This window comes from Pseudomonas sp. E1MeOHC2, from assembly GCF_058745025.1.
The window spans coordinates 4,548,012-4,566,336 of the sequence record NZ_CP196675.1 but is presented as its reverse complement, the minus strand read 5'-3'; the positions used below and the strand labels follow the sequence as shown (position 1 = coordinate 4,566,336).

Below are 18,325 nucleotides of genomic sequence, written 5' to 3'. Positions count from 1 at the left end.
TCCTAGGGATGTTCACGAGGCTCAACATGTCCCAAGAATTCGCAGACAGGCTCATCCACCTAAGAGGCCAGCTAAACCTTACCCAGCAAGACCTGGGAGAGGCGGCTGAGGTCTCACCGTCTCAAATATCCCGATATGAGTCAGGCCTGGCGATGCCCAGAAAGACGGTGATGAGAAAACTAGCGAGCGCACTCGGCGTCACCACGGAAGAGCTGGCCGGCCCGCAACCAAAAGACAAGAGGCTGACTCTCGACATCCCCCCTGAAGTGTCGGGCCAACTCAGGCAAGTGGCCGAGGAGACCGGCAAGACTTTCGAAGAAGTGGTGACCGAGGTTCTCGAGTGGGGAATCAAGAAGTTCGATGAGGATCCCGAGTTCGCAGCAAGAGTGCTGAAGGGTATAGAGGCTCGGCGACACAAGGACCCAAGAAAGTAACCCCAAGCCCGGCCAAGAGCGGACCGGACGATCGGTTGCAACCACTACAAGGAGTTCCACATGCTTGACGTACTAGTCAAAATTTTCAGTTCGCTATGGCAAATCTGGTCATCTCTATCCGACCAACAAAAAGACAGCATCTGCAAAACCTTCACCGATCTCTTTGAGAACCTATTTCGGGCGTACTACAAAGCGAATTCGGGAGCTGCACAATGAAATCGTTAGTCGAGATCATGCGCGCGAACTCTGGGTCTGAATCTCTAGCCGTCACCACCAAAACGGAGATGGGGCTCGCAACAGTTGCCACGCTCGGATCGGTGCTGGGTAAGTCCAAAGCGACTCAATTTGCCGACGATGCGTCCGACCTAATCACAAGCGATGATTTCCTGAACGAACTCGAATCTGAGCTAGGTTTGCCAAAAAAAGGCGAATCAGAAGACGAGTTTGTCGCTCGAGCGAAGGCAAGCATGCTCCAAATGCTAAAAGCCAAACTCAAGTAACCTGGTCCCAAGCCCGGCCAAGCGCCGGGCTTTTTGCGCCCCTAACTCTCTCCCCCTATCGTGCTTCACGAGCAGTGGCACAGAGGCGCTTAGATGGCTAGATAAAGAAAAGGCGCCTCACGGCGCCTTCAGTATCAGTCAGAAATCCTCATCGAATGGATCAGGCACGTCTTGATCCGGAACTGGCAACCCACGCGCGTATGCATCCGCAGCAGCCAAAAGACCTGGATCAAGATCATCCGGATAAGGCGGATATATGCCATTCTGTTGCAAATAGTAGTCGAACAGCGATTGATCAAAACTGCTCATGCTCATTACTCCCATGGTCCACTGAGCATGTGGAGCATACCATGCAGAAAGAATGTACCGCACGGGTTGCACCCTAGTCGCAAAAAGCCCAGCGCGGGGCTGGGCTTTCGTGCACTTAACTAACGCAACACGTCCTTGGCAAGCCCTCGACCGAGGGCAATGTCATCGTCGTCTAGCTCATCAAGAGGAACACCTGGAAAAGTAGCCTCCAGTTCTTCTTTGGCTTGCTTGTCCAGTACAGCCTCATCATGGCTGCCAACCATTTCGTCTTCTTCCATTTGCTCATTCTCATTTGCTTGATGAAGCATGGGCACCATAGCATTTGGCTGCTTCTGCTGACCACTGTAAGGAGAATGGCTCGCCCCCCTGTCCACCCATCCACCCTGGACAAAAACCCAGTAACCGGCCATGCCGGCACAGTAGTAGCGTTGCCCCATCAAGCCATCACCAAGGAAAGGTATATGAAGCTGGATAGAGAGCTGCAGCTAGAGATTCTCAGGAGGCTTGAGGCGATTTACCCTATGCAGGCCGACAACATGCATCTGCTTTTCCATGAACCCAGCGTGGCATCTGCCAACATTCATTACCTCAGCGAGCATGGACTGGTTGATGCGAAATTCAGCAGTTGCATAGGCTCCAGCGTACCGGAACCGTTCCTGACAAAGATCAACCATCGCGGCATGGACTTCCTCGCTGACGACGGCGGACTCAGCGCCATACTGGGCGTGGTAACGATCAAGCTGCATGAGGACACAATTAAGGGCCTTATCGAAGCCAAGATCGCAGCATCCGACCTCGCTGAGGAGGAGAAAACCTCTATCCGCTCCGTTATCCGAGGATTGCCCGCCGAGGCCACAAAACGCCTGACAGAGAAACTACTGGACCTGGGCATGGAAAACCTGCCGGCAGCAGGTCCACTACTTCGTACGTTCCTGCAGTCCCTCGTGGGTTAGTCGAGTCATTGGCCACATAGCGAAGCTCAACGAAACCGACCTGCTTCCCGGAGCTCGCCCACAGATCCAGATACAGTAGTGGATCTGTGCGGCCAACAAAGCTCAGGTAGCATTCCGTCGACTCCTGTTCGCGTCGGCCTGCGACAAATACAGCTGTCATGTCTTGCTGGCTGATCTTCATTCAGCGCACTCCTCGTCGCCCTCGGTCAACGCAACCTCGTCCAGGGCGAACATCACTTCATCGACGAGACGCCTCGGCAATGGCAACGGGTGCACCTCAAGCCAGTCGGTGATCTCCCGCGCAGATAGTCTCAGCGGCTGCACTGCTGCTGCGCCAACCAGGTAGCGCCGGCCGCGCGCCGCATTTCGGAACGCGTTCAGCAGGCTGCCGGTGATCACATCCAGTTCCGGCTCATCCGGTACCGCGATGCGCAGCTTCTGGTAGATCAGGCTTCGCTTTGCGGTTCGCTGGCCCCATTCCCGCTCCCATTCGAAGCGGGCGACAGCTTTCCCTTGATCTCGTCCTGCTCCGCCCGGTTGTCGGCGGCGATGGCCGCGGCGCGGCGCAGAACGAAGTAGAAGAAGTCGGAATCGCCGCGCAGCATCTCGGCGCAGATGTTCTCGCTGTAGGCAAGCGGATTGCCGTTCTCGTCCTGGGCGCCCTGCCAGTCCTGAACGATGAACGAGGCCAACAGCAGGCAGTGGTTATCGTGCTCGGTCTTCTCGCCTTCGATCACGCCGACCGCGTCTTGACCAAACTGAGCGTCGTTGCGCGCCAGGCGGCGGCGCATGCGCTCCAGGGCGATCTGATACTGCTGGTTATCCAGCGGCATCAGTTGGATCTGGGTTTCGTCGTCGAACTTCTCCCAGCGCGCCTCTGCGTTCTTGCTGGAGTCGACCTTTTTCAGCTTGAGAGCCATGTGAATTCCTCACGCCACGCCATAAAAAGGGCCGCTCCGGGCGGCGTTTACCCGGAGTGGCCAAAGGTGATGCGAGTTATGCGGTGACCGTGATCGCCGAGGTTGCGGTCTTGGTCGGGTCCGACACGCTGGTGGCGGTGATGACTGCCGATCCTGCAGCAACGCCGGTGACCAGGCCGGACGAGTTGACCGTGGCGATCGAAGGCGCCGAGCTGCTCCAGGTGACGTTCTGGGCGGCGCCAGATGGCAGCGCAGATGCGGTCAGTTGGCGAGTCGCTGCCACGGCGATCGAGGCGGTGGTCGGCGTTACCGAAACACTGGTGACCGGAACGAATGGCACCCGGGTGATGGTCGGGGCCTGCTTGGCGACGGTGTAATTCAGCGTGACCTCGATCAGATCACGCTTGCCGCCGTTCGGCAGGTCGCCATCGACCTCCAGCGCCGGGAACGACAGGTCGTAGCGGTTGCCGAGGTTGTCGGTGATCGGGAAAGCGACCGCGATGGTTTTCCGGGTGAAGGTGTTCTTCCAGATCTGCCATGCCCGCGGCGACCAGGCCAGGGTGATGGTGCCGGTGATGGCCGCCTCGGTGGCGATCTGCGCACCTGGGCCGAGCTTGCCGCTACCGATGCAGCGCTGGGCCTGCAGACTGTTGTCCAGATTCACGGTGAGGGCCGACACACATGCAGCACCTTCCAAGCTCTGCCCATCCACCGTGATGCTGCCCACGTTCTGGTTCGACATGAAGGGAGTGGTCGTCGGCGGGGTGATGGTCGCGACGGTGTTGGTGTCGCCGTCGGCGTAGTCCAGGCCGGCCATGGTGAAAGTGGCCGTGATCTTGCCGTCGGACGGGATATCCAAGGCAAAGACCGAAGCGTGCATGCCCTTGAACAGGGTGTAGACGTTCACGTCGTTGAAGTTCTTCGCGACGGTGAAGGTGCGGCGAGTGCTGCCTACGGTCAGGACGTTGCTGGCCCAGGTGCCGTAAAAGGCGGCCTCCAACAGCTTGTCGAAGGCCCCATAAGAGAGCTCACCCACCAGATCGCCCTGAATGTCGGCACTGGACACAACCGAGCCCTGGCTGATGCGGGAGTCGGTGATTTCATCGCTGACCTGGGTGTTCACGGTCGGCGACAGAGTGTTGCTGGTCAGGCGCAGGGTGTCCCAGGCGCCGGTGGTTGGGGTGACGCCCGGGGTGATCTCGGGAATCAGGTAGCTGGTGACTCGTGCGCCAGACGACATGTGAATGTCTCCTTTCTGCGGGCATAAAAAAACCCGCTCGCGGCGGGGGCTTCTAGATTGGTAACCTCAGGCAGCTTCGAAGCCTAGGGTCATTTGCAACTGGTCACGCCAGTATTCGACCTGGTGCTCAAGGCCTGGCTTCTTGTTACGCCAGCGGGCCAGTTCACGACCGCTCAGGCTTGCAACAGCCTTCGCGTCATCAAGAACACGGCAGGCGCGGTCAAATTGCTGCTTCTCGTTCAGCTCGCCGCGCAGCAGGGCGTCAATGTGCAAGTCGCACCAGACAGCGAAGTCATCATCGAGCCAGCGGGCGAACGCTACAGCCAGCTTTGGATGGAGCCAGGTGCCCGCCTTACCACGCACTTTGGAGGACTCGACAAGCTTGAGGTCGGATTTTCCGACATCAAACCCAGCGCCCAGATGCTTCCTGAGTGCGTTCATGTAGCTCTTGGTGCTGGGTAGCTCCAGCCAGTGCGCTGGCCGCTTGGCGAACCGCTTGGCTACATCGGTTGCATTGATCCAGCCGTCGCCCTTGAAGCGAACTGCCTGGCCTTGGTAGTGAAACGGAATGACGTTGCTCTCGATCATCTGTGACACCTCGTTCATCAGGCGAATAGAAACGCAGCCGGGGCGGACGGATGAACGAACATCCACCGTTCGGCTGTACGGGCCTAGGCTGCGTGTTTGGTTGCCTTGCGGCAGAAATTGGTCAGCCGGCGCGGAACCGGACGTTCACGTTGATTTGGTAGTAGCTCTCGAAGTCGCCCACCACATGCGGGGATGCCTCAAGGCACTCAATATGGCCGTCCTGCCAGGACTGGAAGTGATCAGAAAGGCCGTCGGCCAGCTTGTTGATGTCCGACAGACCAGTGGATCTGCGGCAGAAGCACTGAATCACCACCTGTCCAGGCCTGCGGTAGTGCGGCTTGTCCGCCATCCCTGCAAACCCGGCGGTGGCGTACTGGATCTCGAAGGCGCACCAGACACCGGTTGCTGGCGGTTTGAATACACCACCACCCGGCTGTTCGCCGTTCGCATACTCAATCCGCGACTGCTCGATGCCAGTGAATGCCTTCATGCGCGCCGTGAGCGTCTTGCGGACTGTCTGGAAGGGTACGGTCATATCAACTTCTCGGTGACGGCGATGAAGGAAATCCCGTACACGCCTTTGGGTGCCATGCGGCTGTAGCCATCAGGCGTGATCTTGACGCTCGGGCCGCTCGGATAGCCGCCGAACTCGATGATCTCGCCGTACACGCTGTTGTTCTGCACGAAGACCGTGCTGAAAGGTTTCAAATCTGTCAGGGCAGCACGGGCCGCGCTTCGGGTCTCAGTCCCGAGGATGTCCAGCCTGGTGTTGACGCTGTAGTCCTCGGCGCCAATCGACACGATGTTGTTGGCCATGTAGTTGCCGCTGTCGATAGGCGCTCGGACCGTTATCTCTTCAATCAGCTCGATGACGATGCCTCGCTGCATCTCCACCAGGTCTTCTTCGATCTGATCAGCGAACAACACGGGCGACAGGGACCAACCGGTCATCACGACCTCCGCAGCTGGAGCCGATAGGTTGCCGAGGCTGCATCGGATCGAGCTGTCTTGACCTCGTATGTCAGCTGCTTGGTGCGGTCCATTAGGTCGGGAGCGGTGATCTTGTGCCCAATGGCTGGGATGTCGGTTACCTCGTTGGCTAGTGCCGTAAGGCGCATATCGCCGACGAGAATATTGATGTTGTCGATCCGCCGGTCTTCGTAGCGAGACAGAACGCCACGACCCGTGTACATCACTGGCTGCGCCGTGCTGACCTCCTCGACCGGATCCCAGTCGCCAGGCCCCATATACTCGCCCGTGAAGCCCACTACCGCATCAGCCAGGTCTGTATCGAACGCCTCGGCCAGGTCGGCCTGCAATTCCTTGCGAAGTCCCATGTCAGCCCCTCACGATCTTGGTCTGGCCGCTGCCGTTCAGGTAATGCGCCAGCAAAGCCAGGGCGAACGACTCACCCGCGCTGATGGTGCGGGATGATTCCGAGTAGGTCTTGCTGCTGGACACGCCGTCAGCATCGACCGACTTGCTCAGCACGCCGGTTTCCTTGCGGCCGTAGATGTTGCCAGCCGCAGCCTCTCGGGCGATCTCGGCGCCTGCCTGAATCACGTCATCCGGAACCGGATCGAACTCAGGCAGGCCGAGATTGGTAAGCCAGGTGTTGGCCATCAGCACCGCCCGGGCCTTCTGGTCGGCGGGCGCCCAGGACGGCCCAAGCAGGGCGTCTACCTGCTCGACGGTGATGTAGTTGGTCATTACTCGGCCTCGCCCAGCAGCTTCTGGAGGTCTTCCAGGGTGGCGCCGTCGGCGAACTGAACGCCTTTCTCGGTCAGAGCCGCTTTCAGCTTGGCAATCAACTCGTCAGCCGCGGTCGCGTCATCGAGCAGCTTCTGCAGCTCTGGCTTCTTGGCCTTGGCGTCGAACTGGATGTTTCGGGCGGTCAGCGCGGCACGGATATCGTCGATACCCGGGGCCTTGCCTGGCTTCTCGGCCTCGCCCAGCAGCTCATGGAGCTCCGGATCAAAGTCAGCCTCGTTGATCACAACGAAATCGCCCTGACCATCGCCCCACGGCTTCACTTTCAGCGTCTTGTTGCTCATGAACTTCTCCTGGAGATTCGGGCCAGCGCACACAGCGCCGGCCTCCACCGGTGATGGAATCAGCCCAGCAGGCTGGCGATGTGCTCGGACTTGACCGCCTTGGTGCCCCAAGCCAACGACACTTCGTACTGCATCTGGCGGTACTGGGCGTACATCGCCACCTCGAAGGTCAGGCCGCTGACAGCGTCAGTGACCAACATGCGGTCGATAGCCGAGTCACCTTGCGGTGGCAGAGCCGGCGCACGGGTAGCCAGTGCGATCGCCGAGCGGGCGAATGCAGCGCTACGGGTGCTGGCGGATACGACGGTCAGCGCTGTGGCTGCGGCCGGGATGGCTTTGCGCAGGCCCGGAGCGGCCAGGATGATGGTGCCACCGTTGGACACGTCAGCATCGCCGGCAGCGACGACGTATTTGTTGCTATCGCCGGCGAAGGTGATGATGTCGCCCGCCAGAACACCACCGGTACCGGCCGAGGCCAGCACGATGGCGGTCGCACCTACGGCGTAGCCGGCAGTGTTGGTGGTCGCAGCGGCAGCGCTGCCGATGATCGGGGTCTTGACCTGGGCCGACTCGCGGATAGCGAAGCCGTGCACATCCAGCAGCACGCCGCGGCGCAGCAGGCTGTCGTCGTTGGCTTCGTTCGCCTTCGACAGTTGGGTCAGGGTCCGCATGTTCGCGCCGGCGGAGGTGTCGATCACCATCTGCAGATCGCCCAGCGGGGCACCGTTGTCCGACAGGATTCGGCGCAGTTGAGCGCTGTCCGCCAGGTTGCTGGCGAACGGGGTGGTACCAGCAGTGCCGTAGGCGCGGGAGGCGTTGATGGCCACTGCGGCCAGGTCGGACTCGACTTCGTTGACCAGGGTGCGCATGCCCTGAGCCATCTGGTCGCGCAGGATGACATTGAACGAGGCGCCGTTGTTGTCCAAGCCCAGCTTTTCCTCGCCGTTCCAGCGGATCGGCACGCGGCGGGCCTTGTTGATGGTCATCGACACGGCGCCGATGTTCTGGTCACCGTCGTTTGGCGGGGTAACGGCCGGGGTGATGTCGGTAGCGGTCGCGCCATTGGTTACCGGAGAGGTAACGGTCTGGCCGACGGCAGCGCGGGCGAAAGTCATGTCCGAGGACACGGCCGGGATGAAGCCAACCAGCTCACGCGACACGACATCGAGCGCGTTGTAGATGGTTGGAATCAGGCCAGTAAGGGTGTTAGCCATTTGGATCTCCTAAGGATCGGCGTTTGGGTTTGTGAAGACGGGTCATCCGACCCAAGCGCCGACCCCTATGCGATCTGATCGTCGGCGCCCTGGCCATGGGCAAGCAGAACAACAACCATCCGCCAGAAGGCCATTGGGGCCAGCAGTTCTGGGATATCGGCCGGGCCGAGGGCCAACAGCGGGATGAACTGGTGGCGGCTCTTGAGCACCTGGTCACCGTCACCACGCCAGATGCCAACGGGCAGATAGGTGCAGAGGAAGAGCATGTTGCTTCGCTTGAGCATGCCCGCGCCTTGATCCGTCTGCATCGAGCCTAACCACCAACCTTCCGCCACTGGCGGCGTGGAGACCACGCCTATGCCATTGATCACCGTCAAAACCACCATCACCACCAGGTTCGTGATACCCGAGGGCCTGAGTATCGACATGATCCGCCACCAGGCCCTGCCCGTGCTGTCCGAGGACGAGGAAGGCACCGATGAGGTGGGCCATCTGCAGGAAACTGCGCTGAACATGGTGTTCCTGGGTGATGCCGATCCACAGTCGCGCACCGTCGAGCACTCCATCGTTGAGGGAGGCGACCATCCATGAACCTGATCGACTGCTACGTCACGAAGATCCTCGGCGAGCCGTACCGTAAGTTCGGCGCCTGGTGGGTGTCGGCCGAGTACGAATCGGAAGGCCGCCCAGGCAAAACTGAGCTCATGTTCCGCACCGAGGAAGCCGCCCGGGCGGCGAAGGTCGGGCACAAATTCACGGCCTGATCTGGCCGCCTAGCCTGGAGATCACCACATGACAGCAGCCAGCGCGGCACAGCTCGCGCCTGCCCTGCCGCGCATTCTCCGCGCCGGTAAGGCCCCCGCCTACCTCGGCATGAGCCGCGCCGAGTTCAACAAAACTGTCAGGCCCTACGTCAGCGAGTTCCCCATCGGTGAGCGCGGCATCGGCTTTGACCGGCATGAGCTCGACGCCTGGGCAACTGACTACATCCTGACCACAGCAATTGCGAAACAAGGCGCCAAGGGAACAGAATCCCCCTGCAGCGAGCGCCAGGTTGGAGGAAATACATGGCGCGAAAAACCATCACGGGCCTCTCGCAGAGGAACGGAATCTGGCACATCGACAAGAAGGTCAACGGTGAGCGACTTTACGAAAGCACTGGCGCTCGCGAAAGGGAAGAAGCGGAGCGCTACCTGATATTCCGGCTGGAGCAGTTACGGCAGCGGAAGATCTACGGCGTCAAGCAGGTCAGGTTGTGGCGGGAGGCCGCCACGAAGTACCTGGTGGATTTTTCCGACCAGCCATCGATCTGGCTGACCGCCACCTATCTGGAGCAGCTTGATCCGTACATCGGCCATCTTCCCGTCAGCCACGTTGATGACGGGACGCTGGCTCAGTACATCAAGGACCGGAAGATGCCAGGGAAGAGGAAAACCGGGAAGATCAAGCCGGGCGCATCGAACAGGACTATCAACATCGCCTTGCAGCGAGTGGTCAGGGTTCTGAACTTGTGCGCCAGGAAGTGGCGGGACTCCGAGCAGAGGCCGTGGCTGGACAACGTGCCGATGATCTCGATGCTGGAGGAGAAACGGTCAGCACGGAAGCCCTACCCGATGTCATGGGAAGAGCAGGCTGCGCTGTTTGCGGAACTGCCTGACCACCTGCACAAGATGGCCCTGTTCAAGGTGAACACGGGCTGCCGGGAGCAGGAGGTTTGCAAGCTTCGCTGGGACTGGGAGATTCATGTGCCCGAGATCGACGCCAGCGTTTTCCTGATCCCCGCCGACTTCGGCGGTCGGACGGAGAAGTCCGGGGTCAAGAATGGCGACGAGAGGCTGGTGGTGCTGAATAGCGTGGCCAGGTTGATCGTCAACCGACAGCGCGGGATCAGCAAGGAATGGGTATTCCCGTACCACGATGAGACGCCGATGCATCGAATGAACGACTCGGCATGGAAGAAGGCCAGGGCCAGGGCGGCCAAGGTTTGGCAGGAGAAGAACCTGAGGCCGGCGCACGACGGGTTCGCATCGTTCCGTGTGCACGATCTCAAACACACGTTCGGCCGGCGACTGAAGGCTGCAGGTGTTTCGGAGGAAGATCGAAAGGCGCTGCTCGGACACAAGAACGGCAGCATCACCAGTCACTACTCTGGCGCAGAGATCGGACAACTGATCGAGGCAGCCAACAAGGTGTCCGCAACCGATTCGCGCGGACCGGTACTCACGATGCTGACCAGGAGGAAGGCATGAAAAACGGAGAAGTCACGCAAAAGTCACGCAAATGAAAAAGGCCAATGCTCTGAACATTGGCCTTTCCCATTGGGATTATTGGTCGGGACGGAGTGATTCGAACACTCGACCCCTTGCACCCCATGCAAGTGCGCTACCGGGCTGCGCTACGCCCCGACTCTAATTCTCGATACCGCTGAGAACGATGAAGAATCTACCCTAACCTTTTGATAAATGGAAGCTTTTTCTCAAAAATTTTCCATCCGTCAGAGCAAATCACTTCTTCAACACCACTAACACATCTTCCAACTCAACAATCATCTGCCGAATCAGCTGCTTGTACTGGCTTGACTCATCCTTCACCTCATCACTGGAGAGCCGCAACCGCGCCCCGCCAATGGTGAACCCTTGGTCATAAAGCAGCGCCCGAATCTGGCGGATCATCAGCACGTCCTGGCGCTGGTAATACCGCCGATTCCCCCGCCGCTTCACGGGGTTCAACTGAGGGAACTCCTGCTCCCAATACCGCAGCACGTGCGGCTTTACCGCACAAAGCTCGCTCACTTCACCAATGGTGAAGTAGCGTTTGCCCGGTATGGGGGGCAGTTCGTCGTTATGGCTTGGTTCCAGCATAGGCCTCAACCCGGGCCTTCAACTTCTGCCCTGGACGAAAGGTGACGACGCGGCGAGCGGTGATCGGGATCTCTTCCCCTGTCTTGGGGTTGCGGCCCGGCCGCTGGCGTTTGTCGCGAAGGTCGAAGTTGCCGAAACCGGACAGCTTGACCTGCTCGTTCTCTTCAAGTGCGTGCCGAATTTCTTCGAAAAACAGCTCGACCAACTCCTTGGCCTCACGCTTGTTAAGCCCCAGCTCCTCGTACAGCCTTTCGGCCATCTCAGCTTTCGTCAGAGCACCCATGCCGTTATTTCCTTAACGTGGTGTTCAACCTTTGTTCGAGCGAGGTGAGGATATTTTGCAGGGTTACGTTCACCTCATCGTCGTTAAGAGTGCGCGATGGATGCTGCCAGGTCAAGCCGACGGCCAGGCTTTTTCTATCAGGATCAATGCCTTTACCTTGGTAGACATCAAACAGCCTGAGGTCTGTAAGCCATTCGCCTGCATTGTCACGAATTAATTCAAGCACCGCGTTAGAAGCTACATCACGTCCTGCAATCAAAGCCAGGTCACGACGGGTTTCTGGGAACTTGGACAGTTCGCTGAACTTCGGCAGGCGGCCTTCGACCACGTCACCCAACACCAGCTCGAACAGGAACACCGGGCGGTCCAGGCCCAGGGCTTTGGCAAGCTCGGGGTGGATGGCGCCAAGGTGGCCGACTGGCTTGCCGTCGCGCTCGATGAGGGCGGTCTGGCCGGGGTGCAGCGCGGGGTGTTTACCGGCGCTGAAGGTGAAGTCGCTCAGGGCGCCGGAGTAGCCCAGCAGGGCTTCAACGTCGGCTTTTACATCGAAGAAGTCGATGCCGTCGCGGCCGTTCGCCCAGCCTTCTGGCAGGCGGCTGCCGGTAACGACGCCGGCGATCATCGGTTGCTGCTCAAGGTTACCGAGCTGGCCGACGAAGCGCAGGCCGCTTTCGAACAGGCGTACGCGGTCTTGCTGGCGGTTGAGGTTGTGCTGCAGTGCCTTGACCAGGCCCGGCCACAGGGACGCGCGCATGGCGGCCATGTCGCTGGAGATCGGGTTGGCCAGCAGCAGTGGCTCGACGCCAGGGGTGAACAGTTCGAACAGCTTCGGGTCGATGAAGCTGTAGGTAATGGCTTCCTGGTAGCCGCGGGCGACCAGCAGGCGGCGCAGGTTCGGCAGGTCACCGCGGGTTTCCGGCTTGCCCTGGGGCGCGAGGCGCGCCTGTGGGTAGCGGACCGGCAAGTTGTTGTAGCCGTACAGGCGGGCCAGTTCTTCGATCAGGTCGACTTCCAGGCTGATGTCGAAGCGGTGGCTCGGGACGTTGACGGTCCACTGCCCTGCCCCGTTTGCCGTGGTGGTCAGCTCCAGGGCGTTGAGCAGTTGCTCCACCTGGGCGGCTTCCAGCTCCATGCCGAGCATCTGGGTGATGCGTTCGGCGCGCAGGGTTACCGGGGCGACGTTCGGCAGGTGCTGTTCGCTGACGGCTTCGATGATCGGGCCGGCTTCGCCGCCGACGATTTCCAGCAGCAGCGCAGTGGCGCGCTCCATGGCTTCGCGGGCCAGCTGCGAGTCGACGCCGCGCTCGTAGCGGTGCGAGGCATCGGTGTGCAGGCCATAGGAACGGGCCTTGCCAGCGACCGAGATTGGCTCGAAGAAGGCGCTTTCGAGGAACAGGTCGCGGGTTTTTTCGGTGTTGACGCCGCTGTGCTCGCCACCCATGACGCCAGCAATGGCCAGGGCGCGGGTGTGGTCGGCGATGACCAAGGTGTCGGCGCGCAGGGCGACTTCCTGGCCGTCGAGCAGGACGAGTTTTTCGCCCTCTTCGGCCATGCGTACGCGGATGCCACCGTTGATTTCGGCGAGGTCGAAGGCGTGCATCGGCTGGCCGAGTTCGAGCATCACGTAGTTCGTGATGTCGACGGCGGCGTCGATGCTGCGCACGTCACTGCGGCGCAGGCGTTCAACCATCCACAACGGGGTCGGCTTGGACAGGTCGACGTTGCGGATGACGCGGCCCAGGTAGCGTGGGCAGGCAGCCGGGGCAGAAACCTCGACCGGGCGCACTTCGTCGTGGGCAGGCGGTACAGCCGGGACGACTGGGCGGGTGACCGGTACGTTGTACAGGGCGCTGACGTCGCGGGCCAGGCCGGCCAGGGACAAGCAGTCACCGCGGTTCGGGGTCAGGCCGATCTCGATGCTGGCGTCGTCAAGGCTCAGGTACTGGCGAATGTCTTCGCCAACCGGGGCGTCAGCCGCCAGCTCCAGCAGGCCGTCGTTCTCTTCGCTGATCTGCAGCTCGGCAGCCGAGCACAGCATGCCGAACGACTCGACGCCGCGCAGCTTGGCTTTCTTGATCTTGAAGTCGTCCGACAGTTCGGCGCCGATCATGGCGAACGGGATCCTGATACCCGGGCGCGCATTGGGGGCGCCGCAGACCACCTGGAAGGCTTCCTGGCCGTTGCTGACCTGGCAGACGCGCAACTTGTCGGCGTCCGGGTGTTGCTCGGTGGCGAGGATTTCGCCCACGACGATGCCGCTGAACTGGCCGGCAGCGGGGGTCACGCTGTCGACTTCGAGGCCGGCCATGGACAGGCGGGCGACCAGTTCGTCACGGGAGACTTGCGGGTTTACCCAACCGCGCAGCCACTGTTCACTGAATTTCATGCTGTTCTCCTAGAAGTTGCGTCGATTGGGCCTAGCGGAATTGGGCTAAGAACCGCAGGTCGTTGTCGAAGAACAGACGCAAATCGTTGACGCCATAGCGCAGCATGGCCAGGCGCTCGGCGCCCATGCCGAAGGCGAAGCCCTGGAACTCTTCAGGGTCGATGCCGGACATGCGCAGCACGTTCGGGTGGACCATGCCGCAGCCCATGACTTCGAGCCAACCGGTCTGCTTGCAGACGCGGCAGCCCTTGCCGGAACACATCACGCACTGGATGTCGACTTCGGCGGACGGCTCAGTGAAGGGGAAGAACGACGGGCGGAAGCGCACGGCCAGTTCTTTTTCGAAGAAGACGCGCAGGAATTCTTCGATGGTGCCCTTGAGGTCGGCGAAGTTGATATCGCGATCGATCAGCAGGCCTTCGACCTGGTGGAACATCGGCGAGTGGGTGATATCCGAGTCGCAGCGGTAGACGCGGCCTGGGCAGACAATGCGAATGGGCGGCTGGGTGGACTCCATGGTCCGCACCTGCACCGGCGAGGTGTGAGTGCGCAGCAGCATGTTGGCATTGAAATAGAAGGTGTCGTGCATCGCCCGGGCCGGGTGGTGGCCGGGGATGTTGAGCGCTTCGAAGTTGTGGTAGTCGTCTTCGACCTCTGGGCCTTCGGCGATGCCGTAGCCGATGTGGGTGAAGAACTGCTCGATGCGCTCAAGTGTACGGGTGATCGGGTGCAGACCACCGGTGGTCTGGCCACGGCCTGGCAGGGTCACGTCAATGCATTCGGCAGCCAGGCGAGCGCTGAGCTCGGCTTCTTCATAGGCGGCCTTGCGTGCGTTGAGCACCTCGGTGACGCGTTCCTTGGCGTCGTTGATCAGCGCGCCGACTTTCGGCCGCTCTTCGGCTGGCAGGTTGCCCAGGGTCTTCATCACCTGGGTCAGCTCGCCTTTCTTGCCGAGATATTGAACCCGGATCTGTTCCAGGGCATTGATGTCTTCAGCGCGCTCTACGGCCTCAAGGGCTTGGGAGACCAGCGCATCCAGGTTTTCCATGTACAGACTCCAGATACGAAAATAGGGGAAGAGCTTTGAAGGCTCTTCCCCTATCGATGACGTTCAATGCCCGACGGCGCACGCGCCGCCGGGTGATTGTCGCGGGTACTTAAGCCAGAACGGCTTTAGCTTTCTCGACAATCGCAGCAAACGCCGCTTTTTCGTTCACTGCCAGATCGGCCAGAACCTTACGGTCGATTTCGATCGACGCCTTTTTCAGGCCAGCAATCAGACGGCTGTAAGACAGACCGTTGTTGCGTGCACCGGCGTTGATACGAGCGATCCACAGTGCGCGGAACTGACGTTTTTTCTGGCGACGGTCGCGGTAGGCGTATTGGCCTGCCTTGATGACAGCCTGCTTGGCAACGCGGAATACGCGCGAGCGTGCACCGTAGTAGCCTTTAGCCAGTTTCAGAATTTTTTTGTGACGCTTACGAGCGATAACGCCGCGCTTTACACGAGCCATGAGTAACTTCCTCTATCTTTGACCAGAATTAACGAACGCGCAGCATGCGCGCGACTTTCGCGACGTCAGACGGGTGCAGCATGCTGCTACCACGCAGTTGACGCTTACGCTTGGTCGACATTTTGGTCAGGATGTGGCTCTTGAAAGCGTGCTTGTGCTTGAAGCCGGTAGCCGTTTTCAGGAAACGCTTCGCAGCACCGCTCTTGGTTTTCATTTTTGGCATGTTGGAACTCCGCATTCGATAAAATTACACATAATCATCAGGCCTGCCGTGCCCGGGAGATTACTTCTTTTTCTTGGGGGCGATGACCATCATAAGCTGGCGTCCTTCCATCTTAGGATGCTGCTCAACGGTGCCGTATTCGGCGAGGTCAGCTTCGACCCGCTTCAACAGCTCCATGCCCAGCTCCTGGTGGGCCATCTCACGACCACGGAATCTCAGAGAGATCTTGGCCTTGTCCCCATCGGTAAGGAAACGTACCAGGTTGCGTAGTTTTACCTGGTAATCCCCATCCTCCGTCCCTGGACGAAACTTGATTTCTTTGATCTGGATGATCTTCTGGTTCTTCTTCGCTGCAGCCTGCTGCTTTTTCTTCTCGAAGAGGCTTTTGCCGTAGTCGAGGACCTTGCAGACAGGTGGTACGGCGTCGGCAGAAATTTCTACCAGATCCAGCTTCGCTTCTTCAGCGATACGAAGCGCTTCGTGGATCGAGACGATGCCCAGCTGCTCACCGTCAGCACCGATTAACCGAACCTCTTGAGCCGAGATATTCTCGTTGATCGGGGCCTTCGGTGCAGCACGTTTATCGTTTCTCATATCACGCTTAATAGTCATTACTCCGATTCTTGGCGACCACGCCGGGAAACCGCTTGTGTCAGAAGCTCAGCGAATTGGGCGACGGGCATGGAGCCCAGGTCTGCGCCTTCGCGAGTACGCACAGCGACGGTTTGCGTTTCGACTTCGCGATCCCCTATAACCAAAAGGTACGGGACCTTGAGCAAAGTATGCTCGCGGATTTTAAAGCCGATCTTCTCATTTCTCAAGTCCGACTTGGCACGGAAACCACTACCGTTCAGAGATTTCTCAACCTCAAGGGCAAAATCGGCCTGTTTGTCGGTGATGTTCATGATCACCGCCTGGGTCGGCGCGAGCCATGCCGGGAACACGCCAGCGTAATGCTCGATGAGCATGCCGATGAAGCGTTCGAACGAACCGAGGATGGCGCGGTGCAGCATTACCGGGCGCTTACGGCTGTTATCTTCGGCGATGTAGCTGGCATCCAGGCGCTCTGGCAGGTTCGGATCGTACTGCAGGGTACCACACTGCCAGTTACGGCCGAGGCAGTCGCGCAGGGTGAATTCGATCTTCGGACCGTAGAACGCGCCCTCACCCGGCTGGTATTCCCACTCCAGGCCCGACTCGTTCAGAGCGTCGGCCAACGCACCTTCGGCGCGATCCCACAGCTCTTCAGAGCCCACACGCTTGGCCGGACGGGTCGACAGCTTCATGGCGATGTCGCTGAAACCGAAGTCCTTGTAGACGTCCAGAGTCAGCTTGATGAAGTCGGCAGCCTCTTTTTTCACCTGATCTTCGGTGCAGAAGATGTGCGCGTCATCCTGAGTGAAGCCACGCACACGCATGATGCCGTGCAGGGCGCCAGACGGCTCGTTACGGTGGCAGGCACCGAACTCGGCCAGACGCATCGGCAGGTCGCGGTACGACTTCAGGCCCTGGTTGAACACCTGCACGTGGCACGGGCAGTTCATCGGCTTGACCGCGTAGTCACGGTTTTCCGAGGACGTGGTGAACATGTTCTCGGCGTAGTTGGACCAGTGGCCGGAGCGTTCCCAGAGAATACGGTCAACAACCTGCGGGGTTTTGATCTCGAGGTAGTTGTTGTCGCGCTGGACCTTGCGCATGTACTGCTCAAGCACCTGATAGACGGTCCAGCCGTCCGGGTGCCAGAACACCATGCCCGGGGCTTCTTCCTGCAAGTGGAAGAGGTCGAGCTGCTTGCCGATCTTGCGGTGGTCGCGTTTTTCGGCTTCTTCGATGCGCTGGATATAGGCGGCCAGCTGCTTCTTGTCGGCCCAGGCGGTGCCATAGACCCGTTGCAGCTGCTCGTTCTTGGCATCGCCGCGCCAGTAGGCACCGGACAGCTTGGTCAGCTTGAATGCCTTGAGGAAGCGCGTATTCGGCACGTGCGGACCGCGGCACATGTCGACGTATTCTTCGTGGTAGTACAGGCCCATGGCCTGTTCATCCGGCATCTCTTCGACCAGGCGCAGCTTGTAGTCTTCGCCACGGGTCTTGAATACGTCGATGACTTCGGCGCGCGGGGTCATCTTTTTGACGACGTCGTAGTCCTTCTCGATCAGCTGCAGCATGCGCTTTTCGATGGCGGCCATGTCTTCTGGGGTGAAGGGGCGCTCATAGGCGATGTCGTAATAGAAGCCTTCGTCGATCACCGGGCCGATCACCATTTTGGCGGTCGGGTACAGCTGTTTCACTGCGTGGCCAATCAGGTGGGCGCACGAGTGACGGATGATCTCCAGTCCCTCTTCATCTTTAGGGGTGATGATCTGCAGGGTGGCGTCGTGAGTGATCAGGTCGCAGGCGTCGACCAGCTTGCCGTCGACCTTGCCGGCCAGGGTGGCCTTGGCCAGGCCCGCACCAATGGAGGCTGCGACTTCGGCTACGGATACGGCGTGATCAAACGAGCGTTGACTGCCATCGGGAAGAGTAATAGTGGGCATGGCGCCTCCTCTCCTAGTGGTGACCCCTACCAAAGGTCACGTGGGTTGGGATGAGCCAGTACAAGATCCGCGCTGTCTTTCTCAAGAGAAAGCCTGCCTCACAGTGGCAGAAGCCTTTCGGCTTACCAGGGGCGAACCAGAGTGACTGGAAGGTAAAAAAGCTGCGAGCTGCGCATTGTCAGCTACAAGCCGAGCATGCTAGCACGCGGGGTTGGGCGCTATGCAGAAATATTTGGAAATTACGCCACCAGGGTGAACTAACTCAGAAAAATCCCTATCAGACCTTGGGAAGCATCCTACTCTTGATGAGAC

27 protein-coding genes and 1 tRNA gene are annotated in these 18,325 nt (G+C 59.8%); 6 read left to right on the top strand and 22 right to left on the bottom strand.

Annotated elements, in window-relative coordinates:
• Nucleotides 1-26 precede the first annotated feature (26 nt).
• On the top strand, nt 27-434 hold the full coding sequence (locus ACSSU5_RS20785; protein ID WP_492559686.1) for a helix-turn-helix domain-containing protein: 408 nt from the start codon (nt 27-29) through the stop codon (nt 432-434).
• Between the two features lie 212 nt (nt 435-646).
• Nucleotides 647-934, top strand: a complete 288-nt coding sequence (locus ACSSU5_RS20780) for a hypothetical protein (protein WP_492559685.1) — start codon at nt 647-649, stop codon at nt 932-934.
• Between the two features lie 138 nt (nt 935-1,072).
• Here ACSSU5_RS20780 and ACSSU5_RS20775 read toward each other — a convergent pair whose 3' ends face one another.
• Both ACSSU5_RS20775 and ACSSU5_RS20770 read right to left on the bottom strand, forming a co-directional pair.
• Nucleotides 1,073-1,243, bottom strand: a complete 171-nt coding sequence (locus tag ACSSU5_RS20775; RefSeq protein ID WP_492559684.1) for a hypothetical protein — start codon at nt 1,241-1,243, stop codon at nt 1,073-1,075.
• Between the two features lie 119 nt (nt 1,244-1,362).
• Nucleotides 1,363-1,680 carry a hypothetical protein gene (locus ACSSU5_RS20770; RefSeq protein WP_492559683.1) on the bottom strand — a complete coding sequence of 106 codons (318 nt, stop codon included), beginning with the start codon at nt 1,678-1,680 and terminating at the stop codon, nt 1,363-1,365.
• A gap of 24 nt (nt 1,681-1,704) precedes the next feature.
• Between ACSSU5_RS20770 and ACSSU5_RS20765 the strand changes: the two genes are divergently transcribed.
• Nucleotides 1,705-2,196, top strand: a complete 492-nt coding sequence (locus ACSSU5_RS20765) for a hypothetical protein (protein WP_492559682.1) — start codon at nt 1,705-1,707, stop codon at nt 2,194-2,196.
• A gap of 177 nt (nt 2,197-2,373) precedes the next feature.
• Here ACSSU5_RS20765 and ACSSU5_RS20760 read toward each other — a convergent pair whose 3' ends face one another.
• From ACSSU5_RS20760 to ACSSU5_RS20710, 11 genes are all read right to left on the bottom strand, one after another.
• The gene (locus ACSSU5_RS20760) at nt 2,374-2,595 is read right to left on the bottom strand and encodes a hypothetical protein (RefSeq protein ID WP_492559681.1); all 222 of its coding nucleotides are present in this window, start codon (nt 2,593-2,595) and stop codon (nt 2,374-2,376) included.
• A gap of 47 nt (nt 2,596-2,642) precedes the next feature.
• Entirely contained in the window at nt 2,643-3,116 is a 474-nt protein-coding gene (locus ACSSU5_RS20755) for a phage-derived protein YdaY family protein (RefSeq protein ID WP_492559680.1), read from the bottom strand.
• 76 nt (nt 3,117-3,192) lie between these two features.
• Entirely contained in the window at nt 3,193-4,356 is a 1,164-nt protein-coding gene (locus tag ACSSU5_RS20750; RefSeq protein WP_492559679.1) for a phage tail tube protein, read from the bottom strand.
• 66 nt (nt 4,357-4,422) lie between these two features.
• Nucleotides 4,423-4,944: a KilA-N domain-containing protein gene (locus ACSSU5_RS20745; RefSeq protein ID WP_492559678.1), complete on the bottom strand. Its 522-nt coding sequence runs from the start codon at nt 4,942-4,944 to the stop codon at nt 4,423-4,425.
• A gap of 121 nt (nt 4,945-5,065) precedes the next feature.
• The gene (locus tag ACSSU5_RS20740; RefSeq protein ID WP_492559677.1) at nt 5,066-5,479 is read right to left on the bottom strand and encodes a hypothetical protein; all 414 of its coding nucleotides are present in this window, start codon (nt 5,477-5,479) and stop codon (nt 5,066-5,068) included.
• On the bottom strand, nt 5,476-5,895 hold the full coding sequence (locus tag ACSSU5_RS20735) for an HK97 gp10 family phage protein (RefSeq protein ID WP_492559676.1): 420 nt from the start codon (nt 5,893-5,895) through the stop codon (nt 5,476-5,478). Before ACSSU5_RS20735 ends, ACSSU5_RS20740 begins: the two co-directional genes overlap by 4 nt.
• Entirely contained in the window at nt 5,895-6,281 is a 387-nt protein-coding gene (locus tag ACSSU5_RS20730) for a glutamate 5-kinase (RefSeq protein WP_492559675.1), read from the bottom strand. The genes ACSSU5_RS20735 and ACSSU5_RS20730 overlap by 1 nt, the downstream gene beginning before the upstream one ends.
• 1 nt (nt 6,282) lies before the next feature.
• A complete protein-coding gene (locus ACSSU5_RS20725; RefSeq protein WP_492559674.1) occupies nt 6,283-6,654 on the bottom strand; it encodes a hypothetical protein in 372 nt (123 codons plus the stop codon).
• A complete protein-coding gene (locus ACSSU5_RS20720; protein ID WP_492559673.1) occupies nt 6,654-6,998 on the bottom strand; it encodes a HeH/LEM domain-containing protein in 345 nt (114 codons plus the stop codon). The genes ACSSU5_RS20725 and ACSSU5_RS20720 overlap by 1 nt, the downstream gene beginning before the upstream one ends.
• A gap of 59 nt (nt 6,999-7,057) precedes the next feature.
• Entirely contained in the window at nt 7,058-8,212 is a 1,155-nt protein-coding gene (locus tag ACSSU5_RS20715; protein WP_492559672.1) for a major capsid protein, read from the bottom strand.
• Between the two features lie 65 nt (nt 8,213-8,277).
• Entirely contained in the window at nt 8,278-8,520 is a 243-nt protein-coding gene (locus ACSSU5_RS20710) for a hypothetical protein (protein ID WP_492559671.1), read from the bottom strand.
• Between the two features lie 49 nt (nt 8,521-8,569).
• Between ACSSU5_RS20710 and ACSSU5_RS20705 the strand changes: the two genes are divergently transcribed.
• From ACSSU5_RS20705 to ACSSU5_RS20695, 3 genes are all read left to right on the top strand, one after another.
• Nucleotides 8,570-8,803 (top strand): hypothetical protein, encoded by a 234-nt coding sequence (locus tag ACSSU5_RS20705; protein ID WP_492559670.1) that lies wholly within the window; start codon nt 8,570-8,572, stop codon nt 8,801-8,803.
• Nucleotides 8,800-8,976: a hypothetical protein gene (locus tag ACSSU5_RS20700; RefSeq protein WP_492559669.1), complete on the top strand. Its 177-nt coding sequence runs from the start codon at nt 8,800-8,802 to the stop codon at nt 8,974-8,976. The genes ACSSU5_RS20705 and ACSSU5_RS20700 overlap by 4 nt, the downstream gene beginning before the upstream one ends.
• A 303-nt stretch (nt 8,977-9,279) precedes the next feature.
• Nucleotides 9,280-10,461 (top strand): tyrosine-type recombinase/integrase, encoded by a 1,182-nt coding sequence (locus ACSSU5_RS20695; protein WP_492559668.1) that lies wholly within the window; start codon nt 9,280-9,282, stop codon nt 10,459-10,461.
• 79 nt (nt 10,462-10,540) lie between these two features.
• Here the strand turns inward: ACSSU5_RS20695 and ACSSU5_RS20690 are convergent.
• The 9 genes from ACSSU5_RS20690 to thrS form a co-directional block, all read right to left on the bottom strand.
• Nucleotides 10,541-10,617 (bottom strand) — tRNA-Pro (locus ACSSU5_RS20690).
• A 99-nt stretch (nt 10,618-10,716) separates the two neighbouring features.
• Complete coding sequence (locus tag ACSSU5_RS20685; RefSeq protein WP_008100384.1) at nt 10,717-11,073, bottom strand: MerR family transcriptional regulator; 357 nt, start codon at nt 11,071-11,073, stop codon at nt 10,717-10,719.
• Entirely contained in the window at nt 11,054-11,356 is a 303-nt protein-coding gene (gene ihfA, locus ACSSU5_RS20680) for an integration host factor subunit alpha (protein WP_003250679.1), read from the bottom strand. Before ihfA ends, ACSSU5_RS20685 begins: the two co-directional genes overlap by 20 nt.
• 4 nt (nt 11,357-11,360) lie before the next feature.
• Entirely contained in the window at nt 11,361-13,742 is a 2,382-nt protein-coding gene (gene pheT, locus ACSSU5_RS20675) for a phenylalanine--tRNA ligase subunit beta (protein WP_492559667.1), read from the bottom strand.
• Between the two features lie 31 nt (nt 13,743-13,773).
• Nucleotides 13,774-14,790 (bottom strand): phenylalanine--tRNA ligase subunit alpha, encoded by a 1,017-nt coding sequence (gene pheS, locus ACSSU5_RS20670; RefSeq protein WP_264313821.1) that lies wholly within the window; start codon nt 14,788-14,790, stop codon nt 13,774-13,776.
• Between the two features lie 109 nt (nt 14,791-14,899).
• Nucleotides 14,900-15,256: a 50S ribosomal protein L20 gene (gene rplT, locus ACSSU5_RS20665; protein ID WP_009394046.1), complete on the bottom strand. Its 357-nt coding sequence runs from the start codon at nt 15,254-15,256 to the stop codon at nt 14,900-14,902.
• A gap of 28 nt (nt 15,257-15,284) precedes the next feature.
• On the bottom strand, nt 15,285-15,479 hold the full coding sequence (gene rpmI, locus ACSSU5_RS20660) for a 50S ribosomal protein L35 (RefSeq protein WP_028696462.1): 195 nt from the start codon (nt 15,477-15,479) through the stop codon (nt 15,285-15,287).
• 60 nt (nt 15,480-15,539) lie between these two features.
• Nucleotides 15,540-16,091 (bottom strand): translation initiation factor IF-3, encoded by a 552-nt coding sequence (gene infC, locus ACSSU5_RS20655; RefSeq protein ID WP_264313822.1) that lies wholly within the window; start codon nt 16,089-16,091, stop codon nt 15,540-15,542.
• Nucleotides 16,091-18,013: a threonine--tRNA ligase gene (thrS, locus tag ACSSU5_RS20650; protein ID WP_264313823.1), complete on the bottom strand. Its 1,923-nt coding sequence runs from the start codon at nt 18,011-18,013 to the stop codon at nt 16,091-16,093. The genes infC and thrS overlap by 1 nt, the downstream gene beginning before the upstream one ends.
• Between the last annotated feature and the right edge of the window lie 312 nt (nt 18,014-18,325).

Coding starts and splice junctions, on each gene's coding strand:
- ACSSU5_RS20785 (WP_492559686.1), top strand. CDS start 27: ATGTCCCAAGAATTCGCAGACAGGCTCATCCACCTAAGAGGCCAGCTA.
- ACSSU5_RS20780 (WP_492559685.1), top strand. CDS start 647: ATGAAATCGTTAGTCGAGATCATGCGCGCGAACTCTGGGTCTGAATCT.
- ACSSU5_RS20775 (WP_492559684.1), bottom strand. CDS start 1,243: ATGAGCAGTTTTGATCAATCGCTGTTCGACTACTATTTGCAACAGAAT.
- ACSSU5_RS20770 (WP_492559683.1), bottom strand. CDS start 1,680: ATGGGGCAACGCTACTACTGTGCCGGCATGGCCGGTTACTGGGTTTTT.
- ACSSU5_RS20765 (WP_492559682.1), top strand. CDS start 1,705: ATGAAGCTGGATAGAGAGCTGCAGCTAGAGATTCTCAGGAGGCTTGAG.
- ACSSU5_RS20755 (WP_492559680.1), bottom strand. CDS start 3,116: ATGGCTCTCAAGCTGAAAAAGGTCGACTCCAGCAAGAACGCAGAGGCG.
- ACSSU5_RS20750 (WP_492559679.1), bottom strand. CDS start 4,356: ATGTCGTCTGGCGCACGAGTCACCAGCTACCTGATTCCCGAGATCACC.
- ACSSU5_RS20745 (WP_492559678.1), bottom strand. CDS start 4,944: ATGATCGAGAGCAACGTCATTCCGTTTCACTACCAAGGCCAGGCAGTT.
- ACSSU5_RS20740 (WP_492559677.1), bottom strand. CDS start 5,479: ATGACCGTACCCTTCCAGACAGTCCGCAAGACGCTCACGGCGCGCATG.
- ACSSU5_RS20735 (WP_492559676.1), bottom strand. CDS start 5,895: ATGACCGGTTGGTCCCTGTCGCCCGTGTTGTTCGCTGATCAGATCGAA.
- ACSSU5_RS20730 (WP_492559675.1), bottom strand. CDS start 6,281: ATGGGACTTCGCAAGGAATTGCAGGCCGACCTGGCCGAGGCGTTCGAT.
- ACSSU5_RS20725 (WP_492559674.1), bottom strand. CDS start 6,654: ATGACCAACTACATCACCGTCGAGCAGGTAGACGCCCTGCTTGGGCCG.
- ACSSU5_RS20720 (WP_492559673.1), bottom strand. CDS start 6,998: ATGAGCAACAAGACGCTGAAAGTGAAGCCGTGGGGCGATGGTCAGGGC.
- ACSSU5_RS20715 (WP_492559672.1), bottom strand. CDS start 8,212: ATGGCTAACACCCTTACTGGCCTGATTCCAACCATCTACAACGCGCTC.
- ACSSU5_RS20710 (WP_492559671.1), bottom strand. CDS start 8,520: ATGCAGACGGATCAAGGCGCGGGCATGCTCAAGCGAAGCAACATGCTC.
- ACSSU5_RS20705 (WP_492559670.1), top strand. CDS start 8,570: ATGCCATTGATCACCGTCAAAACCACCATCACCACCAGGTTCGTGATA.
- ACSSU5_RS20700 (WP_492559669.1), top strand. CDS start 8,800: ATGAACCTGATCGACTGCTACGTCACGAAGATCCTCGGCGAGCCGTAC.
- ACSSU5_RS20695 (WP_492559668.1), top strand. CDS start 9,280: ATGGCGCGAAAAACCATCACGGGCCTCTCGCAGAGGAACGGAATCTGG.
- ACSSU5_RS20685 (WP_008100384.1), bottom strand. CDS start 11,073: ATGCTGGAACCAAGCCATAACGACGAACTGCCCCCCATACCGGGCAAA.
- ihfA (WP_003250679.1), bottom strand. CDS start 11,356: ATGGGTGCTCTGACGAAAGCTGAGATGGCCGAAAGGCTGTACGAGGAG.
- pheT (WP_492559667.1), bottom strand. CDS start 13,742: ATGAAATTCAGTGAACAGTGGCTGCGCGGTTGGGTAAACCCGCAAGTC.
- pheS (WP_264313821.1), bottom strand. CDS start 14,790: ATGGAAAACCTGGATGCGCTGGTCTCCCAAGCCCTTGAGGCCGTAGAG.
- rplT (WP_009394046.1), bottom strand. CDS start 15,256: ATGGCTCGTGTAAAGCGCGGCGTTATCGCTCGTAAGCGTCACAAAAAA.
- rpmI (WP_028696462.1), bottom strand. CDS start 15,479: ATGCCAAAAATGAAAACCAAGAGCGGTGCTGCGAAGCGTTTCCTGAAA.
- infC (WP_264313822.1), bottom strand. CDS start 16,091: ATGACTATTAAGCGTGATATGAGAAACGATAAACGTGCTGCACCGAAG.
- thrS (WP_264313823.1), bottom strand. CDS start 18,013: ATGCCCACTATTACTCTTCCCGATGGCAGTCAACGCTCGTTTGATCAC.